Source organism: Exiguobacterium profundum, assembly GCF_042652865.1.
Lineage (GTDB): Bacteria > Bacillota > Bacilli > Exiguobacteriales > Exiguobacteriaceae > Exiguobacterium > Exiguobacterium profundum.
On the sequence record NZ_JBHSHG010000001.1, the window covers coordinates 1 to 17403 of the forward strand.

Consider the following 17403-nt stretch of genomic DNA (forward strand, 5'->3'; position numbering starts at 1 on the left):
AATCGGTCGAGGCTTTGATCTAGTCTAATGGTTTGTGTTGATGAATCCTCAGTTTTGAGAGAACAATCTCTCTAAAATATGTTGACATTATCGATAAATAATGTTAATATAATACTTGTCTGGTGGCGATAGCGAGACGGCCACACCCGTTCCCATGCCGAACACGGAAGTTAAGCGTCTCAGCGCCGAAAGTAGTTGGGGGATCTCCCCCTGTGAGGATAGGACGTTGCCAGGCAAGATCGTTCCGCAATAGCTCAGTGGTAGAGCAACCGGCTGTTAACCGGTAGGTCGTAGGTTCAAATCCTACTTGCGGAGCCACTTTCTCTTTTGGAGAGCTGTCCGAGTGGCCGAAGGAGCACGATTGGAATTCGTGTAGGCGGCAAAACCGTCTCAAGGGTTCGAATCCCTTGCTCTCCGCCAGTTTTTCAAATATGTAATGGCCCGTTGGTCAAGCGGTTAAGACACCGCCCTTTCACGGCGGTAACACGGGTTCGAATCCCGTACGGGTCACCATTTAATTTTATATCGTCGCGGGGTGGAGCAGTCTGGTAGCTCGTCGGGCTCATAACCCGAAGGTCGTCGGTTCAAATCCGGCCCCCGCAATTAAGTCCGGTCTCGTGGTGTAGGGGTTAACATGTCTGCCTGTCACGCAGAAGATCGCGGGTTCGAATCCCGTCGAGACCGCCATTTTTATTTTAAAATCAATCATACTACATATGGCTTTGTAGCTCAGTTGGTAGAGCAAAGGACTGAAAATCCTTGTGTCGGCGGTTCGATTCCGTCCAAAGCCACCATATGTGGGGGGGTAGCGAAGTGGCTAAACGCGGCGGACTGTAAATCCGCTCCCTCGGGTTCGGCGGTTCGAATCCGCCCCCCCCCACCACTTAGGGGCATAGTTTAGCGGTAGAACTACGGTCTCCAAAACCGTCAGCGCGGGTTCGATTCCTGCTGCCCCTGTTTTTAATTTCATCATGGCGATTGTGGCGAAGTGGTTAACGCACCGGATTGTGATTCCGGCATTCGAGGGTTCAATTCCCTTCAGTCGCCCCATTATTATTGGGCTGTAGCCAAGTGGTAAGGCATCGGATTTTGATTCCGACATGCGAAGGTTCGATCCCTTCCAGCCCAGCCATTTTGCGGAAGTAGTTCAGTGGTAGAATACGACCTTGCCAAGGTCGGGGTCGCGGGTTCGAATCCCGTCTTCCGCTCCAATGACTTTTGGCGCCATAGCCAAGTGGTAAGGCAGAGGACTGCAACTCCTTTATCGTCGGTTCGATTCCGACTGGCGCCTCCAACATAATATGCCGGTGTGGCGGAATTGGTAGACGCGCACGACTCAAAATCGTGTTCCTCTGGAGTGTCGGTTCGACTCCGACCACCGGTATCCGTATGACTCTAACTGAGGTTAGGGTCTTTTTTCTGTTCTCTATCCTTTTTTGAGAAGGAAGGACATTCATTCAGCTCGAATGTTTTAACAAGAAGAAACGAGGTGGATGATATTCAATATACAGAACAATCGAATCGGTTCATCCGATTTGCTGACAACGAATGTGTGGGTTCTAGTCGCTTATACGAAGTGCTAGCTCGAGAAGTGGCTCAGCATGAATGGCTCTTATCTTTGTGTGAAGACATACCAAAGGGACAACCTGCTCCAAATCTATTGTTTGCATCTGTTCATGAACTGGTAATTCAACACTCTGCTGATGAGTTGGCCACCTATTATCCTAGCGTGACAAAATATCCAAAACAAGCTGAAGATGTATTTCCCTCTTTTTAGCTTTTTGCCATACATACGAAAGTGAGATCCGTCATCGATTGAGAACCCGTCGTGTGCAAACGAACGAGGTTCAACGATGCGCCTACTTGTATCCGATATTTTCGAAGATTCAACAACAGACGAAGCAATCACTCGCACTGCTCGAAATCGGAACGAGTGCAGGGCTTCAAATATTTGTTGACCAGTACGCTTATGAGTATAATGGCGTCCCAATCAACCCGATAAGCATCTCATCAGTAAACATCTCAGCGACCGTCGAATCGAACGAATCATTCCATCTCGAGGCTAAGACGCTATTAGACATCGGAACGCGTATTGGTGTCGATTTGAACATTGTGGACTTGACAGATCAAGCAGAGCGGTCATGGTTGAATGCGTTAATCTGGTCAGAGCATGAGACACGACGGCAACTGCTTCAGGCTGCCATGAATGAAATCAATTTTAATATGGTGACGCTCATTGAAGGGGATGGTGTGACGATGCTACAAGATCTCGTATCGCGTGTGTCGGAGACAGAGACGTTATGTATCTTCCATACACACGTTGCAAATCAGATGTCACGTCCCGTCAAAGAAGAACTTTTGAAGCAAGTCGAGCGAATTGGACAAACACGAGACGTCTTCCATATCTATAACAATATCCAAGATCGTTTCCTTCATGTAGAATTGTATCAGGACGGTCAACTTACAGCGTTTACGTTTGCAGAAACAGAGGGGCACGGCCGTCAATTTCAAATCCTGACGCCACTCGATTCTTTGTTTCATCCATGATCTTTTGAATGATTAAGATATATTAACATATTGATTTCATTGAATTTAGAAAAACTTACGAATACCTGTTGACAGATTAATAGTATAGATGTATATTAACTATAGTCGCTTGAACGACAACAATATTTCATGCGGGTGTAGTTTAATGGTAAAACCTCAGCCTTCCAAGCTGATGACGAGAGTTCGATTCTCTTCACCCGCTTCATATCTCTCTGCCGAGTGGCGGAGAGATTTTTTGTATGCGAAAATATATAGAGGAGGTGAACGGAATGGACCCGTACACATTAAAACAACAAATCTTAGCGTATGCCGAAACCATCGGGATTGATGAGTTGAAAGTGACGACAGCTGATCCGTTCATCGTCATGAAACAACGACTCATTCGACAACAGGAGAAAGGATATGCCTCTGGATTCGAAGAACCGGATTTAGAGAAACGCACAAATCCTGAACTTCTGCTTGAAGAGGCACAGTCGATCATTGCGATCGCCATCGCCTATCCAAGTAAATTAAAAGATGCGCCCCGTAGTGTCGCCGGGGAGAGACGAGGGTTGTTTGCTCGTGCTTCGTGGGGACTCGATTACCATCGGGCGGTCGGCGATCGATTGGCCAAACTTCAAGCGTACATTGAAGAATTGGTTCCAAACGTGCGAACGCGTTCGATGGTCGATACGGGTGAGCTCGTCGACCGTGCTGTCGCAGAACGTGCGGGGATTGGATTTAGTGGGAAAAACTGTTCCATCATCTCTCCTGAGAAAGGATCCTATCTTTATTTGGGCGAAATGATTTTAGATGTATACTTACCACCGGATGAAGCAATTGAAGACGGATGTGGGGATTGCGATAAATGTATGACAGCTTGTCCGACGACGGCCCTTGTTGAACCAGGTGTCCTCGATGCGAAGCGCTGTATCGCCTATCTCACGCAGATGAAGACGTTGATGCCACGAGAGTTTCGGTCGAAACTTGGTGGTCGATTATATGGATGTGACACGTGTCAGCAAGTCTGTCCATATAATCGCAAAAAGGACTGGCGCCACCATGAAGAATTGTTACCGGAAGCTGAGATTGTCAAACCGCTCTTAGAGCCTCTTCTGACATTGAGCAACCGGGAGTTCAAACAAAAGTTCGGACTTTTATCAGGCGCATGGCGCGGGAAGAAACCGATTCAACGAAATGCGATTTTAGCGCTCGCGCACTACCGTGAACTTTCAGCGATTCCAATCTTAAGGGAATTTATTAAACAGGATGAACGCGAAGATATGCGCGCGACGGCTGTTTGGGCAATCGGTGCGATTCTTGGACCTGATGCCGATTCGATATTTGAAGAGATTGAACGGAATGAAACGTCTGATATGGTTCATGAAGAGATTCGCATATATCGAGAGGAGTGGGCACATGAAGATCGTGTCGTCTAAGTGGGGACCGCTAATGTACGAGATAAATGGATCAGGTAAGTTGACCGAATTGGAGTTCACAACACATGAACCGACAGAGGAAGCACCTGAGTGGTTGCGAGATCTCATGACACGAGTCGAGAAGACAGGATTTCAAGAAGCAGATCGTGCCTATGTCGAAATGAACGGAACACCGTTTCAACAGGAGGTTTGGGATGCGCTCTTGACCATTCCATATGGCGAGACACGCACATATAAACAAATTGCCGAACAAATCGGTCGACCAAAGGCCGTTCGCGCCGTCGGACAGGCGCTCAATCGAAATCCATTGCCGATTCTGTTTCCGTGTCATCGTGTCATTGGAAGTAGTGGAAAGCTTATCGGTTTTGCGGGAGGGTTGTCTGAGAAACAACGCCTTCTAGAATTTGAAATGAAAAAGTGAGGGAAATCAACCATGGCGATTCATGTCGTAATGTTTCAACCAGAAATACCAGCAAATACAGGGAACGTCTCACGTACGTGTGCGGCGACGAATTCGGTCCTTCATTTGATTCGTCCGCTCGGGTTCTCGACGGATGATAAGATGTTAAAGCGTGCCGGTCTCGACTATTGGCAATTCGTCGATGTACGCTATCATGACTCGTTAGAAGAGCTGTGGGAGAAGCATCCGGATGGTCAGTTCTTTTATATTACGAAGTACGGGGAACAATACCCGAGTGATTTAGACGTTTCAGATGTAGACGGTGACTACTTCTTCGTCTTTGGTCGTGAGACGAAAGGGTTGCCGATGGAAGTCATCGAGAACAATTTGGATCGCTGCATCCGCCTACCACAATCGAACCTCGTTCGTTCATTGAACGTATCGAATACAGCAGCCATCATCGTATATGAGGCGCTTCGCCAACAGGGATATGCAGGATTGAAATAAAAAAGAGCCGGATTCGTAAGAATCCCGGCTCTTATTCGTTACCCTCAGGTTTACGGTTATATCCAGCTGTCAAAATCGCTGCGAGGAAGACGACGCTGATTCCAACCATCAATAATAGGCCCATCCAAAAATCCCCCTTTTATTCTCCATAACTATAAATAGTATAATATACTTGGTAGGTGAATTGCACTGAATATAAGAAATTACTGTGAAATTGGAGAAGGAACATGAAAACGAATGTGTACTTACTGAGCTATGCCCCACTCATCGGAATTATTTTGTTTTCGATGTCACTTGCGATTGCGACCTCCGAGTACGTAATCCAATGGCTGAATCAAATTGGCGTATATAGTGAAATTATCGAACTGTTATCCGTGCAAGAGACGAAAGTGCTCGTGCTCGTCGTATTCTTTACGATTTTCTTTATGTTGTTTAGCGCATTCAAATTGGTAGCCGATACGTTCAATCAACTCGGTTTCGCTTTTTTTGCGCGAGAGACAAATGGCACGTCGCTTCATCGGCTCAAACCTGGTGCCATCATCTTTCTCATCGGGTCTGGAATCAGCTTTCTCTTTTTGAACACATTGCTCGCCGTTATCGCCGTGCTCGTTGGCACGCTCTTGATGTATCTCTTTTACTATGTCTGGCAAGTAAGCCAATCGATGTCCGTTCCACGTGCCATCGGCTTATTACTTATGCAGGCTGTCATGTGGGCGACGTTGGTCAGCGGGTTAGGTTGGTCGGTCCTTCGCTTGTTTAACTCTGTCGGAGATATCATCTTATGAAGCATTCTTTTGGACCAACCTCTGATGTGATCGAAGCGTGGTGTCTATCATTTGTCCCGGAGGAAACCTTGTATTGGATTGATTCTTCGTTTCTTGAGGATATACCGAGTTCCTGTCTCGTGATTCCGAGGCAGGAGTTTTTCAATCATCCGCTTTACCGCAGACCCGACATCACGAATCCGTATGTGACGTGGCAGATGGGTCAAGACGTGACTTATGTCATCCATGCGTTCTCTAGCTTTTTGAAGGAGTTACAGGAGCACGTCAAAACACGTTTATTGGAATTTCAAGTGACGACCCATCGTGGTCTTGTTTTGCCGATATCAGTCGAGCAGATGAAACGTCTATCGAATGAGATGATTATAGAGAAGGATGGCGCGTGTGTCATCGTTTTGCATCCGCAAAATTGGAATGAGCTCGACATCGAGATGCGTCATTCTCTCCTGCTCGACTATGCGAAGGAGTGGGATCGTTGGGAAGGGGAACCCTGTGATGACTCGATTGCTTCGCATATTGCGGATTATGCAAATCGGTTTCCGATCCAGGATGGAAGTAACTGTCTCGCGGCGACGTTGTTTGCGGTCACGGGAAACGAACAGGTCGTTCACCGATGGGTTCATCCAGAGACGTTCCTTCAGACATTAAAGCGAAGTAGGTACGAAACTGTGAAGGATGATACACTGAGGCCGAATGACGTCCTGACGTTTTGGAGCGACCAAGGGCAACTGGTCCATGCGAGTTACTGTGTGCGACAAGGACTCTATTTCAATAAACATGGTCAAGTCCGTTTCAATCCATGGAAACTAATCAATCACGACGAGTTAATGGAGCATTGGGGAGCATATCGACTTCAAATCGAACGTCGATTATAAAGCAAAAGGAGTCAGTCCACTTTTCAGTGGCTGACTCCTTTTATTGGTGTGCCTGTGTCCAGACAATCGCCGGATACGCACGGTTGGCGAGTTCCGGGAATGGGCGAGGCGTATCGGCACCGAGCCAGATGGCGGTGATGGTGCGATCGGTCAGTCCGACATACCACATATCTTTGTTGTCGTTCGTTGTTCCGGTCTTTCCTCCGAGATACTCAAACTCACGTTTCAGCTGATTCGCATAGCGACCTGTACCGTATGAGGTGACGGTCGATAACGCTTTTTTCATCTCACTAATCGTTTCCGGAGACCAGACTGTCTCTTCCGTTAAGATCGGGGTCAACGTTGGTTCACCGGACTTGAATGCGATTTGTTTGATTGTATGTCCGGATGTATACTCGCCTTTATTTAAGAACGGGGTATAGGCGGCGGCGAGTTCTTTTGGGGAGACCCCTTGTGTGAGACCGCCAAGGGCACTCGCTAAGTTCTCGTCCTGTTCATCCCATTGACTGAACATCATATCAGCTATCTTATACACGCGTTCCTGATCGATTGCTGAGAAGGCGGCGAGCGCAGGTGTGTTATACGAGAAAGCGACCGCATCTTTCAATAAGACATCGCCTAACACACGGTTGTGACTATTTCCGGGACAATAAGAACCGTAACAAGCCGGACGACCGTCAAGTACCGTGTCAAGTTTCGCTCCTGTCTCTTCGATAAATGGGGCGAAAACGAGGATCGGTTTGATTGCGGAACCTGGTTGGCGGTACGCCTGGGTCGCTCGGTTGAACTCACCGACCTGCGTCATCTCAGAGTCGACCATGGCCACGATTCTCCCTTGAGGTGTCAGTTCCGTATAGCCACCGTTCACACCGGGAGGGAGTTGACTCATCACCTGTTTTGCTTGTTTCTGCTTCCCGGTTGATAAGTAAGTCTCGATCGTCGCTTCATGCGTGGACAAATATTCTCTCGCCTCGGTATCATCTAAGTCGTAACGTGTCCGTACCAATTGAATCGCTTCACGGACGGCTGTATCCATATAGTCCGGGTATTGAATCGTTTGACTGCGAAACGATGCTTGGAGCTTGACGCCATGATACTGATCGTAAGCACTTTTCGAGAGAACACCCGCTTCAAACAGTTGCGTCAAGATTCGGTCCTTACGCTCAAAAAAAGCATCAGATGGATTGAGCGGATCATAAAGTGACGGATTATTCGGTACTGTCAACAAGTAAGCGAGTTGATTCCAATTCAGATCGTCGAGCGGTCTTGAAAAGTATGTATCGGCTGCCGATTGAATCCCATATACATTATGTCCAAAAAAAATAACGTTGCTATAAGCTGTTAAAATTTCTTTCTTGCTATAATTTTTTTCTAGTGCTCGAGCAAGCAATAACTCTTTCACTTTTCGTTCATATGTCCGTTCATGTGTGAGGTACACGTTCCGTGCCAACTGTTGCGTGATTGTACTCCCACCTTGGACAGATGTCTCGTTCGCGTTATTGATAAATGCTCGGGCAATCCCGCTCAAATCATAACCGGGATGAGCATTGAACTTACGGTCTTCGATGGTTGTAATCGCATCTTGGATATGTTCGGGTAACGCTTTCGGGGACACGTCATTTCTGCGGCCCGCCAAGTAGATTTGCTGTTCTCCCCCGTTGTATGCGAGTGTGACGGCATGCATTGACGAGAGTGGTTGTGCCGATACCAGCTCTTGTCCCCAAGATAGAATTTCATCTGCCTGATCAATCTCTTCTTTCAATGCAGTGGCAAGTGACAAGGAAGCAGCCAAAAGTCCAGCAAAAAATAAGGTTCCAATCCAAGCTCTCATCTATTTCACCTCTCTCTATACATTATATCGTCCAATTTACAAAAAAATAAAAATGTAAACGTTATCATATAATAATTCGAGAAGGAATACTTTAGGAAAGGGCGAAAAAGGGTAAAAGAGGTTGTATATCACGATTTTGAGGAGGCTTATTATTTATGAAGCAAGAAATGGTTGCGATGCTCCTTGCGGGAGGAGAAGGAAAGCGATTGGGGCCTCTCACGCGAAAGACGGCGAAACCGGCCGTGAATTTCGGCGGAAAGTACCGCATTATCGATTTCCCATTGTCAAACTGCACGAACTCGGGAATTACAACAGTCGGGGTATTAACGCAATATGAGCCACTTGAATTGAATCGTTACTTAGGAATCGGGACGGCATGGGATTTAGATCGTCGCAACGGGGGGTTAGCCATTCTCCCACCTTACCAAGCACAGTCGGGGAAAAACTGGTACGAGGGGACGGCCAATGCAATCTATCGTAACTTGAGCTATATCGATGATTACGATCCAGATTATGTGTTGATTCTTTCGGGAGACCACATCTATAAAATGGACTACGAGAAAATGCTCGAAGCCCATAAAGAAAAACAAGCCGATGTGACCATCTCTGTCATGGAAGTGCCGTGGGACGAAGCGCCGCGTTTCGGAATTTTGAACACAGCGGATGACCTCCGTATCAATGAGTTCGAAGAGAAGCCAGAAGAACCGAAGAGCAACTTGGCTTCGATGGGGATTTACATCTTCAACTGGAGCGTCTTGCGCGAACATTTGATTAAAGATGCTGAAGACGAAACGTCTAGCTTTGACTTCGGGAAGAATATCATTCCGAACACGCTTCTTCAAGGACTCGACGTCTTCGCTTATAAATTCAAAGGCTATTGGAAAGACGTCGGTACGATCCAGTCTCTTTGGGAAGCGAACATGGACCTCTTGGAAGAAGAGCCTCCATTCGATTTATATGACCCGGAGTGGAAAATCTATTCGGTCAACCCGAACCAGACTCCTCAGTATATTGGAAAAGACGCTTGTGTCGAACAGTCTGTGATTAACGAAGGGTGTCATATCGAAGGCGAAGTCCAACATTCAGTGCTATTTTACGATGTCCGTGTTGGAGAAGGTTCACTCGTTAAAGACTCGGTGATTATGCCAGGAGCTAGAATCGGGAAGGATGTAACAATTCACAGAGCCATTGTCGCTAGCTGTGCAGTCATTGAAGACGGCGCGACAGTAGGTGAGCCGGGTGGTGAAATCGTTGTTATTGAACCACACGAAAACATTGAAAGTGGAACCGTCTTCAAACAAAGAGTTTGATACGAGTAAAGAGACACGCAAGGAGGCGTTACTGTTGACGAACGATTTATTAGGGGTCATTAACTTAGGAACGGAACAAGGTCTGTTTCCGGAATTTACTGGACATCGTAATCTGGCATCAGTCCCATTCTCAGGACGCTATCGCCTGATAGACTTCACCTTGACGAATATGATCACACAAAATATTAATCAAGTCGGGATCTTTACGTTAGATAAGTATCGCTCATTGATGGATCATCTCGGTTCAGGGAAAGAGTGGGATTTGGACCGTTCGCAAGGAGGTCTCCACATCTTCCCACCAGCGTTGAAACCGGACGGGGAAGCGTATCTTGGCGACTTGGCCAACTTCTCGATGCACCGTGAACACTTCATTCGCAGCAAGCAGCCGTATGTGGTCATCACAGGTTCGAACGTTTTGACGACAATCGATTATACCGACATGCTCGCACATCATAAATCGATGGGCGCGGACATCACGCTTGCCTATACGACCCATGAACAGAAATGTGGCTATTGCCGTCCGATACGCCTTGGGGAGAATGACCGCGTCGTCGGCATCTCTGAGCGCGGATTCTCACCGGATGATGAGTACACGTACACAGAAACGATCATTATGTCGAAGAATCTCTTCATGCGTCTCGTTGATGAAGCGACCTCTAAAGGCGAATATGACCTGTTGGATGGCGTCATTCGTCCCCAGCTTCATCGTTTACACGTGCACGGGTACCATTATGTCGGGAAAATGCAGGTCATTCACTCGGTGCTTTCTTACTATAATGAAAGCATGCGATTACTCCGTGGCGAAGGCATCATTTATGACTTCCCGCATATCTACACGAAAATCAAACATGAGCCACCGACTCGTTATTTGAAAGGATCAAAGGTAAACGAGGCGCTCGTGGCAAATGGATGTAAGATTCATGGCGAGGTGCAAAATAGTATTCTCTTCCGTGGTGTTGAAGTCAGTAAACACGCACGCGTGAAAAACTCAATCATTTCATCAAAATCGATCATTGAAGAAGGAGCTGTCGTTGAAAACGCGATTTTGGATAAAGAAGTTGTTGTAAAACGAGGACAGGTCATCCGAGGCACAATCGACGAACCGATTGTCATCGCGAAACGAACAGTGGTATGAGGAGGATTTTATGAAAATTTGGTATGTTGCTTCAGAAGCGGCACCGTTCATGAAAACGGGGGGGCTGGCCGACGTTGTCGGTTCGCTCCCTCAAGCGGTGGCGGGCCTAGGAGAAGAAGTCAGTGTTGTCATGCCGAAATATGGCTCGATCGCTGAAGAGTATGTGGACGAGATGGAGTATTTATTCGACCTGATTGTTCCGGTCGGGTGGCGCAAACAGTTCGGGGCAGTCTTGAAGTTAGAGCGGGACGGCATCACGTATTACTTCATCGACAACGAGTATTACTTTAAACGTGACGGTGTCTTATATGGACACTTTGATGATGCTGAACGATTCGCCTTCTTCTCTCGCGCTGTACTCGAAATGATTGGGAAGATGGAAGACGTACCCGATGTCCTGCATTGTCATGACTGGCAGACAGGTATTTTACCGGCCTTCTTACGAATCCATTATCAACATATTGAAGCGTATCAACGCATTCGCACCGTGTATACCATCCATAACCTGCAATACCAAGGAATCTTTCCGGAAGAGATTCTTGGAGAATTGCTACAGTTCGGTCCTGAACATTTCACGGCCGAAGGAATTCAACATAACGGTCTCGTCAATTACATGAAAGCCGGCATCGTCCATTCCGATCAAATCACGACCGTCAGCCCGTCGTATCGCGACGAAATCATGGAACCCTATTACGGTGAAGGGTTAGACGGGGCGTTGCGTCATCGTGCGGTCGACGTACGTGGTATTTTGAACGGAATTGATTTGGCGACAAACGATCCGAATACGGACCAACGGATTGCAGAGACGTATAATCTCGACACCTACAAAGAAGGAAAAGTTGTCAACAAGCGGGCATTACAAGAGCGACTTGGTCTTGAAGTGCGAGACGATGTCATGCTCATCGGTTTTGTCAGCCGACTCGTTGACCAAAAGGGGCTCGATTTAATCAACGGTGTCCGTGAAGAACTTGGACAGCTTCCTTGCCAGTTCGCGTTCCTCGGTTCGGGACAACCGGAATATGAAGGAATCGTTCACGAGATGACAGCTGCTCACCCAGGGAAAGTCGGGTCATATATCGGTTTTGACATCGAACTCGCCCACTTGATTTACGCGGGATCGGATGCCTTTTTAATGCCGTCACGTTTTGAGCCTTGTGGTCTCAGTCAATTGATTTCCATGCGATACGGCACCTTGCCAATCGTGCGTGAGACAGGTGGACTCCGAGATACCGTGAAGCCGTACAACGAGTTCACGCAAGAAGGGACCGGTTTTGGATTCATGAACTACAATGCTCATGAGATGTTGGCGACGATCGAAAAAGCGATTCGTGTCTTCTATGAAAAAGAAAACTGGCATGCCCTCGTCCATCAGGCGATGACCGCGGACTATAGCTGGAAACAATCCGCCAAGCAATATCGTGAGTTATATCATTTATTCGCATGAGTGGAAGGAGCTAACTTGATTTATGTTCACAGATAAACAAAGCTTTGTCGACGCATTTAAAGAACGGTTCATCGCATTGAACGGGAAGTCGATCGAGGATGGGACAGAGCAGGAAGTGTATCAAACATTGGCAACGATGGTACGCGAGCAGGCCATGCCCAAATGGATTCACACGCGTGACCGTCAAGAAGAAAAACACAGTAAGCAAGTCATCTATTTCTCGCTAGAATTTTTATTAGGTCGCTTCTTATACAACAACTTGCTCAGTTTAGACGTATTGGAGCTCGTTAGAGACGGACTGCAAGATCTCGGATACGACTTCACAGACATTACCGAGTTGGAACCAGAGCCGGGTCTTGGGAATGGGGGGCTCGGGCGCCTGGCCGCCTGCTTCCTCGATTCGTTGGCTGCACTCAGTTTACCTGGGCATGGAAATGGGATTCGCTATCGTTATGGACTCTTCAAACAGAAAATTGTAGACGGCTATCAAGTCGAGCTGCCGGATAACTGGCTCCGTGACGGGAACATGTGGGAAACGAGACGTCAGGATAAAGCGGTCGAGATTAATTTCGGTGGCTGGATTGAGATGAAACAAATCGGAGATCGATTGCGTGTCGTCCATCATCCAGACGAGGTTGTTCTTGCCGTTCCGTATGATATGCCGATTATCGGTTATAAGAATGATGTCGTGAATACATTACGTCTTTGGAACGCCGAATCACCACTTGACGACGAGGCGTATTTAGAGAAGACGAAAGGGACGTATAAAGACTTGTTGAAACATAAACAGTCGATTGCTACCATTTCGGAATTCTTGTATCCAGATGATACGACGTATGAAGGAAAAGTATTACGTTTGAAACAACAATACTTTTTTGTATCTGCAGGCATTCAATCGATGCTTGCTTCCTATTTGAAGCGAAATAAATCACTTAAGCAGTTAGGCGACCATTACGCGATTCATATCAATGATACGCATCCGGTCGTCGCAATTCCTGAATTGATGCGCATCTTGATGGATGAGCATGGATACGGTTGGGACGAGGCGTGGCGGATTACGAAGAGCGTCATGTCGTTCACGAACCATACGCTACTCGCAGAAGCGCTTGAGAAATGGCCGGTCGAGATGTACCAACGCCTCCTGCCGCGCGTGTATCAGATCATCGAAGAAATCAATCGACGTTTCTGTCGAGACGTACTCGTCAACTATCCGCACCTCGAATCCCATATGGGAGAGATTGCAATTGTGTCAAACGAACAGATCAATATGGCCAATCTCGCTGTCGTCGGTTCTCATTCAACGAACGGCGTAGCGCAAATTCATACGGATATTTTAAAACAGCGCGAGATGCGTTACTTATATGAGATGTTCCCGCTTCGCTTCAACAACAAGACGAACGGGATCACACACCGTCGCTGGCTCTTGAAGTCGAACCCGGGATTATCCGACGCCATTACGGAAGCAATCGGCCCGTCATGGATCGAACATCCGAACGACTTGGAAAAGTTGATGGATGTTTCGAAAGACCGGAGCTTCCAAGAAAAAGTCATGGACGTGAAGCAACAAAACAAATTGGACTTAGCGGCATACATTCAAGAAGAAACGGGAGAGACAGTGGACCCTCATTCCATCTTTGACGTACAAGTCAAACGCTTGCACGCCTATAAGCGACAATTGCTGAATGCCCTTCACATCCATGCGCTTTACTTGAAGATTCAAGCGGACCCGACGTTTACGATGGTGCCTCGCACGTTTATCTTTGGCGCCAAGGCGGCACCGGGATACTACTATGCGAAAGAGATCATTCGCTATATCAATGCCCTTGCCACGCTCATCAATAAGGACAAGCGGGCGAGTCAATTCATTAAAGTCATCTTCCTTGAAAACTATCGTGTCTCCATGGCCGAACGGATTTTCCCAGGGTCTGACTTGAGCGAACAAATCTCGACTGCGAGCTATGAAGCATCCGGTACCGGAAACATGAAATTCATGATGAACGGAGCCTTGACGATTGGAACGTTAGACGGGGCCAATATCGAAATTCGTGACGCCGTCGGTGATGATCACATCTTTATCTTTGGATTATCTCCGCAAGAAGTCATGAACTATAAGAAGTTCGGAGGCTATCATGCGGCAGAGATGTATCACGCACATCAGGAAATCAAAGACGTGGTCGATGGTCTTGTCAACGGAACGTTCGATAAAGTGGGCGAATATCAATTCCAATCCATCTTCGATTCTCTCCTCGTCTATAACGATGACTTCCTCGTCTTGAAAGACTTTGTCTCGTATATGCGGGCACAGCGACGAGTCGATGAGGTGTTCAGTGACCAATCACGTTGGGCTGAAAGCTCAATCGTCAATACGGCGAAGTCAGGAATCTTCTCGAGTGACCGTACCATCACGGAATATGCGAACGCGGTCTGGAATATCAAACCGACGAGCGTAAAATAAAAAGGATCCACCCTTAGGGGTGGACCTCGTTTTCTGGATAGCTGATCCAATCGGAATAGGATCCCGGATAGAGTCGGACATCATCTTTTCCGAGAGCGTGAAGCGCCAAAATATTGACGCAGGCGGTCACACCGCTACCACAGTAAAAGATGGGGTTCTCAACGGGAAGAACATCTTTATACAGTTCTTTTAAGTCGTGGAAGTCTTCTAACGTCCCGAGTTCTGTGATGGCCTCGGCATAGGAGCAGAGCAATGCGTTCGGAATATGACCTGCTTTTGAGTCGATTGGTTCATGTGACCCGTTGAAGCGATCTTCGGTTCGTGAATCATAGAGCGAGCCGCTCGCAGCAGCTTTCACTTCATCGAGTGTCGCAATCATATGGTCTTGGAAGTCTGGCGTATAGTCGCTTGTCGGATAGTGTGGAACGTCCGTAGTGGTCTCACCGCAATAAGTGATGCCAGATTGGATACCGCCTTCTAACACAACGACCCGTTCGTGACCGGCCCATTTGAAGAGCCACCATGCACGGGCTGCGAATGGGAAGCCGTCATCGTAAATGATGACCAAATCTTCTTTTTTCAAGCCGATGCGACGAAGTGTTGCCGTCCATGCTTCTTTCGAAGGGAGCGGATGACGTCCGCCGTGTTCGCCGAGCGGACCGGACAAGTCTTCCATCAAATCGAGAAAGATAGCGTTCGGAAGATGTCCCTTTCGGTAGACATATTTACCATAGGACGCGTCGTTTAGCGAATATCGGCAATCGATGAAACGAATCGAGTTCGTATGCACGATTTGTTTTAATTCTTGGGCACGCATTGTTGGAAACATTAATATCACCTCGAGGTTTCGTTACTCTCATCGTATACAAGATGGAAGCAATTGGCGAGTACTTCGATTGAATTTTTTGAGGGTGAAAGGGGAATGAATCATGACATGGCAACAAACGTATGACCGTTGGAATCAATTCGAAGGGCTCGAGCCGCATTTACGTGCGGAACTTGAAGAACTCGCAAAAAATGAAACCACATTAGAAGATGCATTTTATAAGACGCTCGAGTTTGGAACAGGCGGGATGCGTGGAGAAATCGGACCAGGTGCGAACCGGATGAACGTCTATACGATTCGAAAAGCGTCACAAGGATTTGCTGATTTTATCTCAGCATCAGGGGAAGATGCGAAACGTCACGGCGTCGTCATCGCCCATGACTCACGTCATTTTTCGCCTGAGTTTGCATTAGAAGCGGCGCGGACATTGGCGTCAAACGGAATCAAGACGTATTTGTTCCCAAGTTTGCGAGCCACACCTGAACTGTCGTTTGCCGTTCGTCATTTAAATGCGTTCGGTGGCATCGTGATCACGGCGAGCCACAACCCACCGGAATATAACGGATTCAAGGTATATGGGGCAGACGGAGGACAGCTTCCACCAGCGGAAGCGGATGAACTCGTGACGTACGTCAATGCGATTGAAGACGAGCTGAAAATTCAGATTGAAGATGAAGCGGCGCTCCGACAAACGGGGCTACTCCTCACAGTTGACTCATCAGTCGATGAAGCCTATATGGAGGCGCTCCAGTCGATTCGGATTCATCATGACATACAGGACAGCCCGCTTCGGATTGTCTATTCACCACTCCATGGGACGGGACGCCGTCCGGTCATGGAAGGGCTGAAGGCGTATGGATTTGAGCACGTGACCATCGTAGAAGAGCAGGCAGAGCCAGACGGTGCGTTCCCGACGGTCAGTTATCCGAACCCGGAAGAAAAGGCTGCATTTAAATTAGCGATGGAATACGGGGACCGGGTCGAGGCTGATTTGCTCATGGCGACGGACCCGGATGCAGACCGTGTTGGCTTAACCGTGCGCGGACGGGACGGGGAATGGTTCGTCTTGACCGGTAACCAAACGGGTGCGCTATTAATGGAATACATCCTGTCGCAAAAGAGTGAGACAGGTACGTTACCTTCGAATGGATTTGTCGCCAAGACAATCGTCACGTCTGAACTCGGTGCTGCGATTGCAAAAGCGTACGGCGTACATCTCGAAAACACGTTGACTGGATTCAAGTTCATCGGTGAGAAGATCAAACAATATGAAGAATCAGGCGAATATGAATTCCTCTTTGGGTATGAAGAAAGCTACGGCTATTTGATTGGAGACTTCTGTCGTGATAAAGATGCCGTTCAGGCTTGTTTACTCGCAGCCGAGATGGCAGCTTATCATAAACAGCACGGTCGGACGCTTTATGATGCGTTACAGTCGATTTACGAGAAGTATGGATTCTACGAAGAGTCCTTGCAGTCGATGACGTTAAAAGGAAAAGCTGGTCTCGAGCAAATCGGACGGATGATGGAAGCGTTCCGTGCCAATCCGCCAAAAGAAGTCGGTGGATATGAAGTCGTTCGTTTCGAAGACTATAAGAAACAAGTGGCGACCGACTTACAGTCCGGTAAATCGGAAACGATTGAATTGCCATCATCAAACGTCTTGAAATTCGTCTTTGCGGACGGTTCGTGGTTCTGTCTTCGCCCATCTGGAACCGAGCCGAAAATCAAGTTTTATTTCAGTGTGCATGCGGATCGTGCCGAGAAGACGACTGCAAAACGTGAAGCGATTGAAGCGGATGTTATGAAACAAGCGAAAGCGATTGATTGATGAGGAACATCACTCTAGAAATAGGGTGATGTTTTTTGTTTG

12 protein-coding genes, 14 tRNA genes, 1 rRNA gene and 1 pseudogene are annotated in these 17403 nt (G+C 47.5%); 26 read left to right on the forward strand and 2 right to left on the reverse strand.

What is annotated here, in order from left to right:
- Window positions 1–118: 118 nt before the first annotated feature.
- The 21 genes and pseudogenes from rrf to ACFO4U_RS00105 all read left to right on the forward strand — a co-directional run bounded on the left by rrf (window position 119) and on the right by ACFO4U_RS00105 (window position 6529).
- A 5S ribosomal RNA gene (gene rrf, locus ACFO4U_RS00005) occupies window positions 119–235 on the forward strand.
- Between the two features lie 8 nt (window positions 236–243).
- Window positions 244–318: transfer RNA gene (locus ACFO4U_RS00010), tRNA-Asn, on the forward strand.
- Window positions 319–329: 11 nt separating this feature from the next.
- Window positions 330–420 (forward strand) — tRNA-Ser (locus ACFO4U_RS00015).
- Window positions 421–438: 18 nt separating this feature from the next.
- Window positions 439–513, forward strand: a tRNA-Glu gene (locus tag ACFO4U_RS00020).
- A gap of 16 nt (window positions 514–529) precedes the next feature.
- A tRNA-Met gene (locus ACFO4U_RS00025) sits at window positions 530–603 on the forward strand.
- Window positions 604–611: 8 nt separating this feature from the next.
- A tRNA-Asp gene (locus tag ACFO4U_RS00030) sits at window positions 612–687 on the forward strand.
- Window positions 688–718: 31 nt separating this feature from the next.
- A tRNA-Phe gene (locus ACFO4U_RS00035) sits at window positions 719–794 on the forward strand.
- A 5-nt stretch (window positions 795–799) separates the two neighbouring features.
- Window positions 800–883, forward strand: a tRNA-Tyr gene (locus ACFO4U_RS00040).
- Window positions 884–886: 3 nt separating this feature from the next.
- Window positions 887–957, forward strand: a tRNA-Trp gene (locus ACFO4U_RS00045).
- Window positions 958–974: 17 nt separating this feature from the next.
- A tRNA-His gene (locus ACFO4U_RS00050) sits at window positions 975–1050 on the forward strand.
- 7 nt (window positions 1051–1057) lie between these two features.
- Window positions 1058–1132 (forward strand) — tRNA-Gln (locus tag ACFO4U_RS00055).
- A 4-nt stretch (window positions 1133–1136) separates the two neighbouring features.
- A tRNA-Gly gene (locus ACFO4U_RS00060) sits at window positions 1137–1211 on the forward strand.
- 9 nt (window positions 1212–1220) lie between these two features.
- Window positions 1221–1294: transfer RNA gene (locus tag ACFO4U_RS00065), tRNA-Cys, on the forward strand.
- Between the two features lie 9 nt (window positions 1295–1303).
- A tRNA-Leu gene (locus ACFO4U_RS00070) sits at window positions 1304–1384 on the forward strand.
- A gap of 192 nt (window positions 1385–1576) precedes the next feature.
- Window positions 1577–2547, forward strand: a pseudogene (locus tag ACFO4U_RS00075) (DUF2332 domain-containing protein).
- 131 nt (window positions 2548–2678) lie between these two features.
- A tRNA-Gly gene (locus ACFO4U_RS00080) sits at window positions 2679–2749 on the forward strand.
- 67 nt (window positions 2750–2816) lie between these two features.
- Window positions 2817–3965: a tRNA epoxyqueuosine(34) reductase QueG gene (gene queG, locus ACFO4U_RS00085; RefSeq protein ID WP_215244173.1), complete on the forward strand. Its 1149-nt coding sequence runs from the start codon at window positions 2817–2819 to the stop codon at window positions 3963–3965.
- Complete coding sequence (locus ACFO4U_RS00090; protein ID WP_159563596.1) at window positions 3946–4386, forward strand: methylated-DNA--[protein]-cysteine S-methyltransferase; 441 nt, start codon at window positions 3946–3948, stop codon at window positions 4384–4386. The genes queG and ACFO4U_RS00090 overlap by 20 nt, the downstream gene beginning before the upstream one ends.
- 12 nt (window positions 4387–4398) lie before the next feature.
- Complete coding sequence (gene trmL / locus ACFO4U_RS00095) at window positions 4399–4872, forward strand: tRNA (uridine(34)/cytosine(34)/5-carboxymethylaminomethyluridine(34)-2'-O)-methyltransferase TrmL (RefSeq protein WP_015880908.1); 474 nt, start codon at window positions 4399–4401, stop codon at window positions 4870–4872.
- A 227-nt stretch (window positions 4873–5099) separates the two neighbouring features.
- Window positions 5100–5657, forward strand: coding sequence for a DUF5366 family protein (locus ACFO4U_RS00100; RefSeq protein WP_074037691.1), 558 nt, complete (start codon window positions 5100–5102; stop codon window positions 5655–5657).
- Between the two features lie 68 nt (window positions 5658–5725).
- Window positions 5726–6529 carry a hypothetical protein gene (locus ACFO4U_RS00105; RefSeq protein ID WP_214811547.1) on the forward strand — a complete coding sequence of 268 codons (804 nt, stop codon included), beginning with the start codon at window positions 5726–5728 and terminating at the stop codon, window positions 6527–6529.
- Between the two features lie 40 nt (window positions 6530–6569).
- On the opposite strand, the gene ACFO4U_RS00110 is transcribed toward ACFO4U_RS00105, so the two are convergent.
- Window positions 6570–8360, reverse strand: a complete 1791-nt coding sequence (locus ACFO4U_RS00110; protein ID WP_215244172.1) for a transglycosylase domain-containing protein — start codon at window positions 8358–8360, stop codon at window positions 6570–6572.
- A gap of 155 nt (window positions 8361–8515) precedes the next feature.
- On the opposite strand from ACFO4U_RS00110, the gene ACFO4U_RS00115 reads away from it, so the two are divergent.
- From ACFO4U_RS00115 to ACFO4U_RS00130, 4 genes are read left to right on the forward strand one after another with little or no spacing between them, the layout of a single operon-like run.
- The gene (locus ACFO4U_RS00115) at window positions 8516–9670 is read left to right on the forward strand and encodes a glucose-1-phosphate adenylyltransferase (protein ID WP_015880913.1); all 1155 of its coding nucleotides are present in this window, start codon (window positions 8516–8518) and stop codon (window positions 9668–9670) included.
- Entirely contained in the window at window positions 9603–10805 is a 1203-nt protein-coding gene (gene glgD, locus ACFO4U_RS00120; protein ID WP_236548973.1) for a glucose-1-phosphate adenylyltransferase subunit GlgD, read from the forward strand. Before ACFO4U_RS00115 ends, glgD begins: the two co-directional genes overlap by 68 nt.
- 10 nt (window positions 10806–10815) lie before the next feature.
- Window positions 10816–12249, forward strand: coding sequence for a glycogen synthase GlgA (gene glgA / locus ACFO4U_RS00125; protein ID WP_214691248.1), 1434 nt, complete (start codon window positions 10816–10818; stop codon window positions 12247–12249).
- A 22-nt stretch (window positions 12250–12271) separates the two neighbouring features.
- On the forward strand, window positions 12272–14704 hold the full coding sequence (locus ACFO4U_RS00130; RefSeq protein ID WP_074037686.1) for a glycogen/starch/alpha-glucan phosphorylase: 2433 nt from the start codon (window positions 12272–12274) through the stop codon (window positions 14702–14704).
- Window positions 14705–14717: 13 nt separating this feature from the next.
- On the opposite strand, the gene ACFO4U_RS00135 is transcribed toward ACFO4U_RS00130, so the two are convergent.
- Entirely contained in the window at window positions 14718–15533 is an 816-nt protein-coding gene (locus ACFO4U_RS00135; protein WP_215244171.1) for a sulfurtransferase, read from the reverse strand.
- Window positions 15534–15633: 100 nt separating this feature from the next.
- On the opposite strand from ACFO4U_RS00135, the gene ACFO4U_RS00140 reads away from it, so the two are divergent.
- Window positions 15634–17361 (forward strand): phospho-sugar mutase, encoded by a 1728-nt coding sequence (locus tag ACFO4U_RS00140; protein ID WP_215244170.1) that lies wholly within the window; start codon window positions 15634–15636, stop codon window positions 17359–17361.
- Window positions 17362–17403 lie beyond the last annotated feature (42 nt).

Bases quoted from the DNA above. Each gene is read 5' to 3' on its own strand.
- queG (WP_215244173.1), top strand. From the start codon at position 2,817: ATGGACCCGTACACATTAAAACAACAAATCTTAGCGTATGCCGAAACC.
- ACFO4U_RS00090 (WP_159563596.1), top strand. From the start codon at position 3,946: ATGAAGATCGTGTCGTCTAAGTGGGGACCGCTAATGTACGAGATAAAT.
- trmL (WP_015880908.1), top strand. From the start codon at position 4,399: ATGGCGATTCATGTCGTAATGTTTCAACCAGAAATACCAGCAAATACA.
- ACFO4U_RS00100 (WP_074037691.1), top strand. From the start codon at position 5,100: ATGAAAACGAATGTGTACTTACTGAGCTATGCCCCACTCATCGGAATT.
- ACFO4U_RS00110 (WP_215244172.1), bottom strand. From the start codon at position 8,360: ATGAGAGCTTGGATTGGAACCTTATTTTTTGCTGGACTTTTGGCTGCT.
- ACFO4U_RS00115 (WP_015880913.1), top strand. From the start codon at position 8,516: ATGAAGCAAGAAATGGTTGCGATGCTCCTTGCGGGAGGAGAAGGAAAG.
- glgA (WP_214691248.1), top strand. From the start codon at position 10,816: ATGAAAATTTGGTATGTTGCTTCAGAAGCGGCACCGTTCATGAAAACG.
- ACFO4U_RS00130 (WP_074037686.1), top strand. From the start codon at position 12,272: ATGTTCACAGATAAACAAAGCTTTGTCGACGCATTTAAAGAACGGTTC.
- ACFO4U_RS00135 (WP_215244171.1), bottom strand. From the start codon at position 15,533: ATGTTTCCAACAATGCGTGCCCAAGAATTAAAACAAATCGTGCATACG.
- ACFO4U_RS00140 (WP_215244170.1), top strand. From the start codon at position 15,634: ATGACATGGCAACAAACGTATGACCGTTGGAATCAATTCGAAGGGCTC.